Origin of the sequence: Pseudofrankia sp. DC12, assembly GCF_000966285.1 — a bacterium.
Classification (GTDB): domain Bacteria; phylum Actinomycetota; class Actinomycetes; order Frankiales; family Frankiaceae; genus Pseudofrankia.
This window is the reverse complement of record NZ_KQ031391.1, coordinates 3,578,489-3,592,854: the sequence shown is the minus strand read 5'-3', so window position 1 is coordinate 3,592,854 and position 14,366 is coordinate 3,578,489. Positions and strand designations below refer to the sequence as shown.

General features: G+C 70.0%; 11 protein-coding genes. 6 read left to right on the top strand and 5 right to left on the bottom strand.

Going from position 1 to position 14,366, the window contains the following annotated elements; translation table 11 throughout:
- Positions 1-30: 30 nt before the first annotated feature.
- Positions 31-624, bottom strand: coding sequence for a TetR/AcrR family transcriptional regulator (locus tag FRADC12_RS14175; RefSeq protein ID WP_045877016.1), 594 nt, complete (start codon positions 622-624; stop codon positions 31-33).
- A gap of 499 nt (positions 625-1,123) precedes the next feature.
- Here FRADC12_RS14175 and FRADC12_RS14170 point away from each other — a divergent pair, with 499 nt between their 5' ends.
- Positions 1,124-2,605 carry a tetratricopeptide repeat protein gene (locus FRADC12_RS14170; protein WP_045877015.1) on the top strand — a complete coding sequence of 494 codons (1,482 nt, stop codon included), beginning with the start codon at positions 1,124-1,126 and terminating at the stop codon, positions 2,603-2,605.
- A gap of 219 nt (positions 2,606-2,824) precedes the next feature.
- Positions 2,825-5,074: an MMPL family transporter gene (locus FRADC12_RS14165; protein WP_232303787.1), complete on the top strand. Its 2,250-nt coding sequence runs from the start codon at positions 2,825-2,827 to the stop codon at positions 5,072-5,074.
- 45 nt (positions 5,075-5,119) lie between these two features.
- Here FRADC12_RS14165 and FRADC12_RS14160 read toward each other — a convergent pair whose 3' ends face one another.
- Entirely contained in the window at positions 5,120-6,070 is a 951-nt protein-coding gene (locus FRADC12_RS14160) for an NADP-dependent oxidoreductase (RefSeq protein WP_045877013.1), read from the bottom strand.
- Positions 6,071-6,253: 183 nt separating this feature from the next.
- On the opposite strand from FRADC12_RS14160, the gene FRADC12_RS14155 reads away from it, so the two are divergent.
- The 3 genes from FRADC12_RS14155 (at position 6,254) to FRADC12_RS33130 (ending at position 9,708) form a co-directional block, all read left to right on the top strand.
- Positions 6,254-6,742, top strand: a complete 489-nt coding sequence (locus FRADC12_RS14155) for a MarR family winged helix-turn-helix transcriptional regulator (RefSeq protein WP_157488858.1) — start codon at positions 6,254-6,256, stop codon at positions 6,740-6,742.
- Between the two features lie 78 nt (positions 6,743-6,820).
- Positions 6,821-9,166, top strand: a complete 2,346-nt coding sequence (locus FRADC12_RS14150; RefSeq protein WP_045877012.1) for a helicase-associated domain-containing protein — start codon at positions 6,821-6,823, stop codon at positions 9,164-9,166.
- 221 nt (positions 9,167-9,387) lie between these two features.
- Positions 9,388-9,708 carry a hypothetical protein gene (locus FRADC12_RS33130; protein ID WP_084010733.1) on the top strand — a complete coding sequence of 107 codons (321 nt, stop codon included), beginning with the start codon at positions 9,388-9,390 and terminating at the stop codon, positions 9,706-9,708.
- A gap of 329 nt (positions 9,709-10,037) precedes the next feature.
- Here the strand turns inward: FRADC12_RS33130 and FRADC12_RS14145 are convergent, their stop codons facing one another.
- The 3 genes from FRADC12_RS14145 to FRADC12_RS14135 form a co-directional block, all read right to left on the bottom strand.
- Positions 10,038-11,498 carry a hypothetical protein gene (locus tag FRADC12_RS14145; RefSeq protein WP_157488857.1) on the bottom strand — a complete coding sequence of 487 codons (1,461 nt, stop codon included), beginning with the start codon at positions 11,496-11,498 and terminating at the stop codon, positions 10,038-10,040.
- A gap of 331 nt (positions 11,499-11,829) precedes the next feature.
- Positions 11,830-12,297 carry a type II toxin-antitoxin system VapC family toxin gene (locus FRADC12_RS14140; protein WP_045877010.1) on the bottom strand — a complete coding sequence of 156 codons (468 nt, stop codon included), beginning with the start codon at positions 12,295-12,297 and terminating at the stop codon, positions 11,830-11,832.
- A complete protein-coding gene (locus FRADC12_RS14135; RefSeq protein ID WP_084010731.1) occupies positions 12,287-12,553 on the bottom strand; it encodes a type II toxin-antitoxin system Phd/YefM family antitoxin in 267 nt (88 codons plus the stop codon). The genes FRADC12_RS14140 and FRADC12_RS14135 overlap by 11 nt, the downstream gene beginning before the upstream one ends.
- A 594-nt stretch (positions 12,554-13,147) precedes the next feature.
- Here FRADC12_RS14135 and FRADC12_RS32270 point away from each other — a divergent pair.
- Positions 13,148-13,405 (top strand): TIR domain-containing protein, encoded by a 258-nt coding sequence (locus tag FRADC12_RS32270; RefSeq protein WP_052710907.1) that lies wholly within the window; start codon positions 13,148-13,150, stop codon positions 13,403-13,405.
- Positions 13,406-14,366: the final 961 nt, after the last annotated feature.

The window sequence follows — 14,366 nt, the reverse complement described above, 5'->3', positions numbered from 1 at the left end:
GGATCGTCCCAGGCCTGGCCGGCCGGTTCGCTAAGGCTCGTCGATTTCGTCGATCTCGTCGATCAGACGGGTGATGTAGGCGTTCACGGGCTCAAAGTCGTAGGCGACGCCGAGGTCGGCGTCGATCGTCATGATCTGGGTTATCCCGATCATCGCCAGCTGGGCGAACAGCGGTGGGCACCGTTCCGGCGGGACGCCGCGGTCGGTGAGCGCCGCCGTGAACGCGTCGAGCTGGAGCTGGCGACAACGCTGGTAGTAGTCGACGAGCGCGGACCGGATGACCTTGCGGTGGTTCGCCAGCGCCATGAACTCGAGGCTGAGTCGCGTGGTGGTGAGGCCGGTCTCCCGCAGGTCCCAGAGCTGCCGCAGCGTCGGGCGGGCACCCACGACCTCCCGGAGCATTTCCAGGCCCGCGTCGGCGCGACGCCGGAATATCTGCAGGAAAAGCTCGTCCATGGTGTGGAAGTAGTAGTGCACCAGCTGCGGCGTCAGGCCGGCCCGCGCACCCACCCGGCGCGAGGTGACGGCGGCGTAGCCTTCCTCCAGCAGCAGCTGCTCCGCGGCGTCGAGAAGCTGCTCCCGGCGACCTGACTCCGCCGGAGCCGTCCGATGCTGGCTGACCATCTGCCCTTCATATCGCAGCGCGGCAGCAGGCACACCGGACCTGCCAGCTGCCGTGCCCGGCAGGTCGAGGTCCGCGCGAACTTCGCGCCCACGAGACGGCGCGAAACCAGTTCGGTGCACACCGTCACGTGCGGCCGATGCCCGAGGCGCCACCCGTCACGACGGCGGCCCTGCTCATCGGGCCCCGCCTTCGACGGCCGTGAACTCCAGGTGCAGCTCGGTCAGGCCGCGCAGCACCCAGGTCGGCTCGTACCGGAACCGCCAGTCGCCGGCCGGGCCGTGGTGTTCCTCGGAGAGCCGCGTCGGCTGCGCGCTGTCCCGCGTTGGCGGGAACTCCCGCTGTCGGGTGGATGACGGCGGACGACTGGCGCAAAACCGGCCCGGCGTGGCGCGCCGAACCCTTACATTGCAGCGGATCCGCCGGGCCGGCCCCGGCACGGCTGAGGGGTTTCGGGATGCCAGCTCACGATGCGCGCAGCGGACGCAAGGGACCACTCTCGTGAGTACGGCGCAGGCTCCGGACGACACCCCGGAGTACGGCCCCGAAGGCACCACTGATCCGGAACCGCCCGTCAACCGCGACCCGCTGGCCGTAATACTCGGAAACGCGTCCTTTTTCAACGTCGGCTACCTCATGCTGGGCCGCCGGGGGCTCGCGGCGGTCACCGGGCTGGTCACGCTGATCCTGCTGATCATCCTCGGCACCGCGGCAAGGACCCTGTGGTTCGAGATCGTCGTCCTGCTGTGGTGGACCGCGCTCGTGGGGCATGGCTGGTACCTCGCGCAGGGATGGCCGCGAGGTCGCCACCGAGGCGGGAGCAGGAGCCGCCTCATCCTCGGCGCGGCCTTCTTCCTACCGGTGCTGCTGGCCTTCTCGCTGCTGCGGGTCCACGTCGCCTCGATCAACAGCCGAGTCGCCGCCGCGGTCCGGACCGGCGACTGCCGTCGCGTCGCCGCCGCGTTGGACGATCGATGGGCGGGGGACTATCTGGCGAACGCCCCCGGCGCCGTCCAGGGCGCGGGCACCGGCCGGGTGTGCGGCGAGCTGGGAGAAACCGCCGCCCGCCTCGCCGCGGTCGTCACGAACAGCGACCCGAACTCGCTGCCGCCAGAGTTGAAGAACCTCTCCGCTGTCCTCGCCACGCACCCCGACGACGACAAGCTGGTCCTTCGCACCCTGGACGACTTCCTCGGCCGGCTGCCCTTGTCGAACCCCTGCGACACCACAACGGTCCTCGACACCCTCGGCTCCTACAGCACCCGTGATGCCGTCCGGGATCGGGCGAAGGCCGTCGTCCCCCGCCTCGCACCCGCAGCGCTCGTCGGCTGCGGCGATCGCGAATTCCAGTCCAAGGACTGGAACGGCGCGAAGTCCTCCTACCAGCGCCTACTCGACGACTACCCGCAGAGCCCGCTGGCCCCGAAGGCTTTCATCGGGCTCATCGCCGCCAACCAGGCGATCGAACTGGACCACGTGCGCACCGGGCTAGGCGCCGGATCGGACACGTCTTACTGCTCCAACCCGGCAACCTGGAGCGGTGCCACCCCGTACCGCGCCGCCTCCCCGAACCGGGCGGTGCTCCGTGGCGACAGCGCCTACACGAACCAGCTGCCGGCCGACTGGGTGGTCGACGACGTGGCCAAGGCGCCACTCGTCATCTGCGTCAGCCCGAAGGAGCAGGGCGACATCGTCCAGAGCTGCGAGTACCAGTCCGGCTCGGTCCTGACCAGCCTCTACGGCACGAACACCGTGTCGTTCCACAAAATCGCGGTTCCGATCCGCGTCATCGAGGTTCTGACCGGGCACGTCGTGGCCAACCTGTTCGTCCAGGTAGACGGCACCATCTGCCCCGCCGTCATCTCGTACACGACCTACGGCTCCTTCGACACCGGGCCGTCCCCGGACGAGTACGTGGACGCGCCGGACACCGATGTCAGCGCGGCCGTACGCGACGCCCTCGCTCCGATCATCAGCCCCTGAGAGCGGGCCGCACCCACCGCGCGTTTGGCTGGCACGGTCCGACAAGACGTGTGCAGATAGTCACGGTCAGGTTCCGAAACCTGGTTCGAGCCGACGATTGGGGTTAATTTGTCGTGAATGAGGCGAGACAGCAGTTTCGGTTCGGCCGGACGGACGCGTCTCGCCGGGTTGTGTGTCGGGCACCGCTGGGTGGTCGTCGGTTTGTGGGCTCTCTGCCTGGTGACGCTTGTTGTCCTGGCGCGGGGGCAGGGATTCCGGTTCGACACCGAGGTCGCCGTTCCAGGCAGCGATTCCGGGCGTGCTCTCGACCTCGTCAGCCGGGGGCTGGGCGGGTCGGGTGTCCCGGACACCGAGACGGTGGTGCTGCGTGCCCGCCAGGGGACGGTCGATGATCCGCTGGTACGGGCGCAGATCGCCGCGGTGGTGGCACAGCTGGGGAAGGTGCCGAAGGTCGCCGGTGTGGTCAGTCCGTTCTCGGCGGCTGGCGCGGTCGTTCTCGGTGTCGACCCGGTCAGTGCCGATCGGCGCACCGCGGTGGCCACGGTGATCGTGAAGGGCTCGGCGCTGCATCCTGACCTGGCAGCAGCGCGGCGCCTCGTTACAGCGGCGCGCTCCTATGACGGGCCGAGTCTGGAGGTCGAGGTCGCGGGCCCGGACGCGGCCGCGGTCAACGCCACCGCCATCTCCTGGTGGCCAATCCTCATCGCGCTCGCGGCAGCCCTGTTGCTGCTCGGTGCCACGTTGCGTTCCCGGGGCGCGGTGGTCGTCTGTGCCATGACGACAGCGGTGGCGACTGTGACCGCGGTGGCGATTGTGGAGCTGGCGTCGCACACGACGGCGATGACGTTGTACGCGCCGCTGCTCGCGGCGGTCGTCGCGGCTGGGAGCAGCCTGGGCGGCGCGGTCGTCGTCGTGCACCAGGCTCAGTCCGGCCTGCGGGAGGGGGCCGCTTCGTCCGAGGCGGTGACGCGGGCTGCCGCGCGGACGGGCTTCGCGATCGCATGCGGCGGCTTCTGCGTGACACTGGCGATGGACGGCGTTGTGGCGTTGGGGCTGCCCTTCTTCAGCGGTGTCGCGCTCGGCTCCGCCGCCGCCGGGACGGCGACCGGTCTGGTGGTCCTTACCCTGCTCCCGGCGCTGCTGGCGATCTGCGGGCCACGGCTGCTGGGCTGGACGGAACGCCAGCATCTGACGACCAGCGGCCGTGGGCTGAGCCAGCCGCCGGGGCTGCGGGCGAGGTGGGCCGGCTGGGTGCACCGCCACCCGTTGGCCGCTGCCTGCGCGGCGGGCCTCCTGTTGCTGGCGCTCGCCGCACCGGCGCTGACTCTCAAGCTCGGCGGTGCCGACGACGGCGCCGAGTCGACATCGTCGACGACCCGGCGGGCCTACGACCTGCTTAGCGCTGACTTCTTTCCTGGGCTGAACGGGCCGATGCTCGTCGCCGTCGAGCTCGGCCCCGCGCCGTCGGCGGTGTCTCCGGATGCCGTGGTGACCGCGTTGGCCCGGACTCCCGGGGTCGCCCGGGCGGCGGTGAGCGTGAACAACGCGCAGGCGGGCGTCGCCGTGATCCGGGTGTTCCCGGCGGCCGGCCCACGCTCGCCAGAGGCCACCGCCCTGCTGCACCGGCTACGCGGCCAGGTGCTCCCACGAGTACTGGGCGGCACCGGCTCACGGGCCTACGTCGGCGGTTCCACCGCCCTGTTCGCCGACATGGCGGCGAGCTTCCGCGGCGCGACCACCGGGTTCCTCGCGGTGGTCCTGCTGACGGTGCTGTGCTGCGGGCTGCTGATGCTGCGGTCCTCGATGATCGCGGCCACTGTGGCGTTGACGAGCGTGCTGGCGATTCTCGCCGCGGCCGGTGTCCTGGCGCTGCTGTTCCAGACCGGCCCGGTCACCCGAACACTGGGACTAGCGACCGGGCCGGTCGAACCGTCGCTACTGGTCATCGTCCTGGTCGCCGTGTTCGGCCTGCTCCCGGGGCTGAACTTCAGCCTGGTCGCCCGGCTCACGCAGCCCGCCGATGCCGGCCTGCGCCGACGGGAACGGCGCCGTGGCGCCACCGGGCCGGTCCGGCTCGGCCACGCCGACGTCGGCCACGTCATGGTCACCATGAACCTGGTGATGCTGTTCCTGTTCGCCGCCGTCGCCGCCCAGCCGGCCCGCATGATGAAAGTGATCGGCTGCGGCCTCGCCGCCGGAGTCGCCATCGACGCGTTCGTGCTGCGAGCGACACTGCTGCCCGCGCTCCTGCACCTGCTCAGCCCCCACCGGCCAGCCCCGAGCACCCACCACAAGCCCAGCGGCCAGTCCGATCAGGGCCGCGACGTGCAGGACCTCGGATGGACCCAGTCGCTGGTCGGCGGACCACCCGACCGAGAGCCCACGGCCACGGACGGCACCGAGAAGACGACAGTACCGATCCGCTTCCTGCCGCCCGACGAGGCGGCGCCGCGGCCAACCCGCCCGTGACCGTCAACTCGGCCAGCCGGTAGCCGTCGCCCTGGCTGCCCTCTGTCAGACGCCGATCTCGACGACGATCTTTCCTCGGGCGGTTCCGCTGGCGAGGGTGGCGAGCCCGTCGGTGGCCTTCTCAAGGGGCAGGACGGTGGTGACGTCAACCTTCAGCGTGCCGGCGGCGGCCCGCTCGGCAAGCTCCGCGACGACTTCACGAAGTGGGGCGGCCATGACGCTGGTGCCGGTCAGGCCGCCGGCGGCGAGGGCCTGTTCGTCGGCGGCGGCGCCCAGGGTGCTGGCCACCTTGCCGCCCTTGCGAACCGCCCCGAGCGGTGCGCCTTCGGCGGTGTAGGCGACGAGGTCGATCAGGGCGTCGACACCGTCAGGGTACGCGGCGTGCACCTGCTCGGCGATCGGGCCGGCGGTGTAGTCGACCACAGTGGCCGCGCCGAGCGTGATCAGCCGGCCGGCGTCGGCGGCGGTGCCGGTGGCCACGACCGTGACGCCGCTGGCCGCGAGCAGCTGGACGGCGTAGGAGCCCACGCCACCACCGGCCCCCACGACGAGGACGGTCTGTCCCTGCTCGGGCTCGACGGCATCGACGGCCGCCTTGGCCGCGGCCGCCGCGAGGGGAAGGGCCGCGGCCGTGGTGAAGCTGAGACCGGCGGGCTTGCGGGTGACGGCGGCGGCGGGCAGCAGCGCGTACTCGGCGAGCGTGCCGGCCTGAATCGGCGGGGCCAGCAGCATGTGGCCGATCACCTCGTCGCCGACGGCGACGTGGTCGACGCCAGCTCCAACCGCCTCGACGATGCCGGCGGCATCACGGCCGAGGACCAGCGGGTACAGGTGCGGCAGCATCTCGGCCATCACCCCGGCGGCCAGGGCGTTGTCGAGGGCATTGAGCCCGGCCGCCTTCACCCGGACCAGAACGGTGTCCTCGGTCGCTTCGGGGACGGGCAGGTCCGACAGGCGGGGCTGCTCGCCGGCGGCCGGGACATTCAGTGCGCGCATGTGTGCTCCCAAGGAGATCGGGGTCGAAGACGAGCCCGGAGGGTGGGTGCGCGCCGCGGCCCGGTCTGGCCGCGGCGGACGCCCGTCTATGAGTTGAAGTTTCAACTCAATCTACGGCGAGATCACTTGACATGTCAAGTGATCAACAGATTTTCGGTTGATGCTTCAAGCTAGGCTGATGGCGTGGACGCGCAGGAGCCGCGCTGGCTGGCCAACGATGAGATGCAGGTCTGGCTGACCCTGGCGAGGGTGCTGATCAGGCTTCCGGCAGCACTCGACGACCAGCTCCAGCGCGATGCCGGGATCAGCCACTTCGAGTACCAGGTGCTGGCCATGCTGTCCGAGGCCCCCGAGCGCACCCTGCGGATGAGCACCCTGGCCGTGTTCGCCAACGGGTCGCTCTCCCGGCTCTCCCACGTGGTCGGACGGCTGGACAGGGCCGGCTGGGTGCGCCGCACGCCGGACCCCGGCGACGGTCGCTACACCCTGGCGATCCTCACCGACGCGGGCTGGGCGAAGGTCATCGCGGCCGCCCCCGGGCACGTCGCGGCGGTCCGTGCCCTCGTCTTCGATCCCCTCACCCGCGCGCAGCAGCGGCAGCTGGGCGACATCGGGCGCCGCATCGCACACGCCGTCGACCCGGATGGGAGTGCCCTCGACGCGCTCGGCTGAGAGTTCTTCCGGGAGACCCGAGGCACCTGGTGCGGATAGCCTGACGGCGTGGCGATGGGTGTTCGGGAGAATGCTGGCATGGCTTCCGGATCGTTTGCCGAGTATCTGGCCGGGTTGGACGAGTCGGCGCTCACGGGGTTGCTGCGGGCGCGCCCGGACGTGCTGGTCGAGCCGGTCCCGCGCGGGTTCGAGCAGCTGGCGCAGCGACTGTGCGGCCCGGACTCGCTGGTCGCGGCGCTGCGCTCGGCCGATCGGGACGCGGTGGTCGTCGGCCAGGCGGTGGCCGCCCTGGGATCGCTGGCCACGGTGGAGGCTGTTACGCGCCTGGCCGCCGCGCCGGAACAGGCCGTGCGGGACGCCCTCGACGAGCTGCGCGGCCGTGGGCTGGCCTGGCTGGAGTCCGGGACGATCCGCCTACCGGAGCGATTGGCCGAGCACTGGTCAGCCGAGATCGGCGACGGTCGGCCGTTGGCCACGATCGCGCGGTCGGCGCCGGTCGAGGACGTGCGTTCGGCGGCCGAGGCGCTGGGTGTCGAGGTGGCTGGCCTGCGCAAGCCTGAGTTGATCGCCCGGCTGGTGGACGCCGTGTCCGACGTCCGCGCGATGGCCGACGTGGTGCGACAGCTGCCTGAGCCCGCGCGAGGCCGCCTGTCGCAGCTCTGCCATCGCTACGGCCAGATCTACTTCGGCTCTCCCGCGCAGGCAGCCACAAGTGCCGATCGTGCGTTGGCCGCCGCCGGCCTGGTGATACGGGTCAACGGGCGGTGGGAGGTGCCTTGGGAGATCGAGGCCGCGGCCTGGTTGGCGCGCCGGGACCTGGTGGCGACCGGCCGGCCGCGGATCCCTTCGGCCGCGGTCAGGAGCGGGTCGACGCGGGCCGCCGCGCAGGCCGCCGCCGCGGATCTGCTCCGTGGGGTCACGGCGCTGTTGGACGAGGCGCGCTCACATGCGATCGTCGCGCTGAAGAAGGGCGGCGTCGGACCGCGGGAACAGTCTCGGCTGGCTGCGCGGCTGGCGCTGCCAGCCGAGGTGCTGGTGCTGGTGATCGACCTGACATACGCGGCCGGGCTGCTCGGTCGCGCGGACACGGGCTATGCGCCGACCGATCGGTACGCGCCGTGGCGGGAGGCACCTCCGGCCCGTCAGTGGTCCGCGCTGGCGACCGCGTGGTTGATGTTGGGACATGCGCCGACCAGCCGGGAGATCGAAGGGGGCAAGGAGCTGCCCCCGCCGCTGCCCCTGGTCTCGGCTGCCGGTGGGCTGCGACGCGCCGTGATGAGCGCGGCCCGTGGCGGGCTGTCGCTGCGGGCGGCCGGCGAACACGCCGACTGGTTCTTTCCGCTGCATGGGTACGAGCCCGACCAGCTGCGGGACAAGGTGGCCGCCGCAGGACGGGAGGCGGAGCTGCTGGGTGTGGCCGCCGCGGACGTGCTGACCGAATGCGGCGAACAGCTCGTGGCCCTTCTCGACGCCGAGCTCGCCGGCGCGGAGCCGGCGGACGCCGAGCCGGTGGACGCGTTGACCGAACGGGTGGCCGGAGTGCTGGTGGAGAGGCCGTGCGAGGTGATACTCCAGTCGGACCTGACCGCGGTGGTGTCCGGACAGCCGACAACGGTGGTCTCGCGCCTGCTGGGAACAGCCGCGGTGAGCGAGTCCCGTAGCACGGCAGGAGTCTGGCGGTTCAGTCCGGCCAGCGTCCGGGCGGCGTTCGACGCCGGCTGGACCGCCGAGCAGTTGCTAGCCGATCTGACGGCGATATCGAATCGGCCGGTGCCGCAGCCGCTGGAATTTCTTGTCAAGGATGTGGGCCGTCTACACGGAAAGATCCGGGTGCGGGGGATGCGCTCGTGCGTCGTAGCCGAAGAGGCCACGATCAACGAGCTTCTGCACACCCGGTCGTTGGCGAAACTGTCCTTGGCGCGGGTGGCGCCGACGGTGCTGTCCAGCCCGTACGAGCTGCAGGACGTGCTGGAACGGCTGCGCGCGGCCGGGTTGTCCCCAGTCGCCGAGGATGCGACGGGCACAGTGATCGTCGAGCAGCGGCGGGAGCACCAGGCGTCCGCGCCCCGGTCGCCGAAGCGGTCCGCGTCCCGGGGCCGGCTGGAGGCGGAGAAGCTGGCCGCGCGGCTGCTCGCGGACCCGGCCGGCGGTGACAGCAGCGGGGCGGACACCTCGGAGATGTTCGCGCGGTTGGCGCAGCTGAACCCGGGCCTGAGCGATGCCGAGATCATCCTGTTGGCCGACGCGGTCGAGTCCCAGCGCGATGTACTGATCAGCTATCGGAACAAGACCGGAAACCGGACCGTGCGGGAAATCCAGCCGCGCCAGCTGTATGGCCGGTGGCTCGACGCGTGGTGCCACCTGCGGGACGATCAACGGGACTTCACCGTGGCCAACATCGAGTCGGTCGCGCCGGTCGGATGACCCGACGGCCGCAGCCCGGCATCTCATGTTGGCCCCACGACGCCCCGCGAGCACGACGATCTCGCCCAAAGAGCAGCCCGGCGCATCGTGCGCCTGCGACGGGCCAGCTCCACGACGCGCTGGACGAGATGGGACGTCGCGGGCCTCTGGGGCTCAGCTGCTCGTCTTCGTGGAATGTGGCCACCGCGGGCATTGACCGGCACGGAGTTTCGGCGGGTTGGGTGTCACGGACACCCCCGCGCTCGGCGCGGCCTGCGAGATCGTCCGCGATCTGGTCGCCGCGGTCGACGCGGCGGCGACCAGGTCTCGCGACGATTCCGAGCTCAGCCGGCCTCGCGGCCTGGGACGCGAGCCCCGGGCCGGGCCTCGTCGCCCTCTTCCACATGCTCGACCGCGGCGAGCCCTACCGGGACCTCGGCGCCGACTACTTCACCCGCCGCCGCGACCCCGCCCGCCACGCCCAGCGACTGGCCGCCCAGCTCGACGCCCTCGGCTACGACACCGTCATCACCAGACGACCCGACCAGGCCACCGCCGCCTGACCCAGCACGACCACACCGCCTGCCCCAGCGCCGTCGCCGGACCCGCGGACTCGCCTCGCGCTGATCGGTCACCTGTTTTCCCTTTAGGTCACCGCGCCCGTATAGGAGGACATGGATAAGTGCCCAGCGGGTGGGGGCGTCGTCCGGCCGAAGCCGCAACGCCGCGTCGAGGAGTTCCTGCGCCTTATCGAACCTGTTGTCCAGGTAGGCAAGCTGTGCTGCGAGGCGCAGTGCAGCTGGTCGACGTGTCCACTCGGCGGATGCTGACGCGAGGAGGCTGCCTACCTCGTTCTCGGCGTCGGAACGACGGTCGTGGTGCACCAAGACTTCTACGGCGGTGAGGTGCAGCGATGGGTCGTGGAAATCGTCCGCTCAGGGAGGGTGCGTATCTGGTTGTCTACCTGGCCTGCGACCTGGTACGCCTTCGCTAGCGCTAGCGCGGCGGTCACTGAGTGCCGCCGCCGTGGACGAAGCTGGCTGATTGCCGCGTCCGTATTGCCGGTTGCAAGATCGGACATGGCGAGGATCTCGGCCGCCTCGTCAGGATGACGGGCCGCGAAGTCCTCGATCTGCGCCGGGTCGAGGCCGCCGGCGTCCGCCAGGCCAGCTAGGGCAATGGCGAGTTGCTGGTCGTCGTCCCGGGCCAGTTCGACGGCGCGTAGCCAGTGTGATCGGGCGTTCTCGCCCCTGGCTTCGGCCGCGAGCGCGTGAAGGCGGGCCCGCAGGGCTTGGTCGTCGACACGGCTCGCGCTGTCGCGCGCAAGGTCAAGATCACCGAGTTGCATCGCAGCCGCAGCGACGTAGCTGCGGATGGCGGGAGCCGCTGCCTCATGTTCGGTCGCACCGTCGCGGGCCACGGTGCCGACTGCGAGCACACTGCGGAAGTCGTCCGCGATGAGGGCCGCCTGGCAGGCGAGTGCCACTGCTTCGGCGCTGTCACCGCGGTAGCGGCGCCGGTCGTCGCGGGCGCGCACGGCGAGATCGTAGGCGTCCCGAAGATCGGCTGGCGCGTTCGGCGAGTGTCCTCGACTTACTCGCCAGATCAGGAACCGGGCGCGGCCGACGGCGAACCCGGCGGTCCATTGCTCCCGCAGCGACGCGGCGAGGAGATTGATCGCGTGGTCGAGCGCCTCCCTGCTCGGCATCGCCCCGTTCAACTCCGCATCAAGGACGCGCAGTCGAAGGGCGGTATGCAGCGCGCGATCGGCGGGACTGGGTGACCAGCGGTCGAGGTCCCGGTCCGCCGTTCGCGTGTCCCCAGAAAGCAGCGCCACAACGATGCGGGCGTAGGGCTCGGACACCCCCGCAGGCGCGCCAAGGGCTGCAAGTGCTTCCCCCTCCTTCGCCGGCCGAGCGTGATCGCGGAAGAGGAGCGCGGCGCGCGCGAGCCAGAAATCGCGGCGTCCCACTCCCTTTTCGCTGGCAGCCAGGAACAGATCCGCCGCCAAGATCGGCGCGCCGTAGGCGTCGGCGAGGTCGCCCGCAGCGATCTGGACCTGCGATGGGGCGTCGCGTAGCCAGGACGGCGTGTGCCGCGCCCAGCCAGCGACGACGTCGGAAGGTCGATGCTCGCTGCTGGTCAACGCCGTAACCAGGGACCAGGTCAGATCCGGTTCGTCGCGCCACGCCGCCAGTATCAGCGGCTCAGACGATCTGGAAAGTTCCTTAAGCCGGTCCGGAAGCTGCGCTTCCCGCACCAGCCACCGACCCCGGAGCTGCTCACCAGGAGCTTCCACGGAATGCCGCAAGATGTTGCCGTAGTTCACCCCGACGGCGAGCCACGGACGCACCGACCTTCCCTGGCGCCGCCCGACCCGCCGCCGCGGACGCACCGACCTTCCCTGGCGCCGCCCGACCCGCCGCCGCGGACGCACCGACCTTCCCCGGCGCGGCAGCGCCGAGCATGCCTGGCACCTCACCAGCATGAGCGATCCGGATCGGCGATGTGTCGGCTCCGGGCGGAGGGGTCGCGGTCGGTGTGAACTACGGACACATCGCCCACGGAAGAGACGGCTAGTAACGGGTCCGGGCTGATGCGGGGCTATGTAGCTTCCCCGATCCTTGGCGGACTCAGAGCCGCGTGCCAGAGAAGGGGCCCCTGTTGTCACCCCGCCGGCTTGGTCAGGGCTTCTTCTCGTGGGGCAAGGGCGGCCTCGTGACTGGAACCGTGCGTAGGAGCTTTTCCAAGCCGGTGTAGTCGCCGGGATTGGTGGTGAACAGCGGGAGGTCCTCGGCGACCGCAGTAGCGGCAATCATGAGGTCCGCGGTGCGGCGGCGCGGTTTGCGACCTGCGGCGACGACGGCTGCGGTCAGTCGGCCGTAGACTCGCGCGGCCTCGGTGTCGAACGGGATCGGGTCGAACTCGTTCTCTGCGCGTTGGAGTATCTCCATCCGCCGGGCCCGTTCCTCGTGCTCGTCGTACAGGTCCTGCTCGTCGTTGCGCCGGACCTGGTGCGGCCCGGCGGACAGCTCCGCCAGCGTCACCACGCTGATCGCCATCTCGTCCGGAAGCTCGGCGACATCGACCCAGCGGCGCAGGATCAGGATGTTGGTGTCCAGCAGGCCCTGCCGGACGGGCTCACTGGTCATAGGCGCTCGTGGCCTCGTGGTCGGCTGCCGCGTCCTGGTCGGCGCGGAACGCCTCCAGACCGGCGTCAGGCACGTTGCGCGACATCGCGGCGAACTCCTGCCGCGAGACGAACCGGCGCCGACGTCGGATCGGGACGAGCTGTCCGATCCGGTGACCATCCCGAGTGACCGTGAACGACTGCCCATGCTCGACGGCGTCCATGATTTCCCGCGACTTCGACCGCAGGTCCCGCTGCGTGATCTCAGGAGTACTCACCCAGCCAGGGTAGCACCAGGTGCTACACCGTGCCGCCGCGAAGACCGAGAGTCTGGCCAGGCGATGTTGACTGCTGGCTTCACTGTCCCGCCGTGAGCCTGCAGTCGTCTCCTACCCGGAAGGTGCTATTCGAAGTGTTCAAGAATTTGCGGGTTCACCGGGCGCATGGGTAACGGTCGCCGCACGCGGCGATTCCAGTGTCTGCCGCTTCAGTTCTTTCGTGCATTCGGCGGCCCCGCTGTCCGGCTATCCTGATGGGTCGAGTAGTTTGCGCATCAACGACGTTGCTCTGAGTTACTCATTTAACTGATTCCGCCCGAGTTGCCGGACACCGTGAGGTGGTCCTATGCCGCGTCCAACCCAGCTCAACGAGCGCCAGCGCGCGGTTCTCCGCTGGGTTGGCGACGGATGCCCGTCGCGGGACTGGCCTGACCCAGGGCTGCGGCGAGATCGCTCTCGGTAGCGTGTGGCAACTCAAGGTAGTCGGATTCGGTCGGCACGGATAGGCCGGCAGCGATTGAACCGCCTGTGGTTACTGGGTTTCCGGATCAACTCAAAGTACTTCTCCAGGCCCGACCAGACTGGAGGCGTAGTTTGATCAATCCGGACTGTTATCTTGCCGCAGCCCTGGTCCTGTCCGGCGCGTACCTGGACTCGGTCTACGGCCAGGTCGAATGGCTAGCCGCCCAACCAGCCGACCCGCACGGCTTCGCCCGCAAGCTGCTTCCCGTTCGCATCGAGGACTGTTCCCGCCCAGGCCTCCTCGGCGCTGTTGTCTCCATCGACCTGTTCGACCGGGCTGTCGACGACGCCCACGTCACCTGCTCGACCAGATCCGTGGCAGCCGCTTAGTGCCTGTTGTGCATCTTGGTGGTGTGTGCCGGGTGTAGTCCGTCTCTGACCTTTGCGGTGTGGCGTCCCGAGGTGGACGGGTGTCCCCGATCGTCCGCTGCCGAAACGGACGGTCCGCTGGTTCGCTCCGCGGATCGAGGCAGGTCAGACAGCTGCGCCGGCGCGTTCCGCTGATGTCGGCGTCTGTTCTGTAGCTACCGGTGTAGCAACAGCCTGCGATCGCCGACGAGGCGTGTGGCGCGCTGGGCCGTCAATGCGGAACCGCAGGTCCAGAGGTCTGATCGGTCGCTTCGCCTGGAGACGGGGCAGGATCGGCGTCCTGCGGCAGAGGCTTGACCAGGGTGTTTGCGCTACCTCGGGCACGGGCGGTGCGACGACCGCGGCCGGCGAGATCCGGCTCGACTGTTTTGTCCCGAAGCGGACGGTCTGCCGGAGGTGTCTGTGCAGGTCAGCGCTGGTGTGCGGGTGACCGTCCGCCGCCAGGTCTCGGTCGGCGTTGCTACACCCGTTGCTACATAACGATCTTCAAAACGGCCGATTTGATCTCTGTTGCGGTGTAAAACCGCTGGTCAGAGGTGGTGGGCAGGGGCGGGGTCGAACCGCCGACCTTCCGCCTTTCAGTGCCACGGTGGCTCGTACGCCGGCCTTCATAGCGGTCCGCGATGCAGGCGGGGCGATGCCACGACGTTGTCTCGACCGCTGCCGAACGGCCCTGAACGAGACCAAGACTGAGACCACGCACGTTCCTGCCCGCTGGCAACGCAGGCACGAGCGTCGAGTAGCGGAAGCGCAGACAGCGCGGGACGGCACCATCGTGCGGGCGGTCCTCGACCCGCAGCTTAAGAGATCTTGGTGATTTGTCCATGGATGTCCGCAGACGCCCGCTAGTGCAGGTCGCGGGCGTTTTGGATTTCAAGACATCCACGCTCGTCCACAGTCGTCCGTCGGCTTGGCCGCCACG

Coding starts and splice junctions, on each gene's coding strand:
- FRADC12_RS14175 (WP_045877016.1), bottom strand. CDS start 624: ATGGTCAGCCAGCATCGGACGGCTCCGGCGGAGTCAGGTCGCCGGGAG.
- FRADC12_RS14160 (WP_045877013.1), bottom strand. CDS start 6,070: ATGCGCGCACTGAATGTCCCGGCCGCCGGCGAGCAGCCCCGCCTGTCG.
- FRADC12_RS14150 (WP_045877012.1), top strand. CDS start 6,821: ATGGCTTCCGGATCGTTTGCCGAGTATCTGGCCGGGTTGGACGAGTCG.
- FRADC12_RS14140 (WP_045877010.1), bottom strand. CDS start 12,297: ATGACCAGTGAGCCCGTCCGGCAGGGCCTGCTGGACACCAACATCCTG.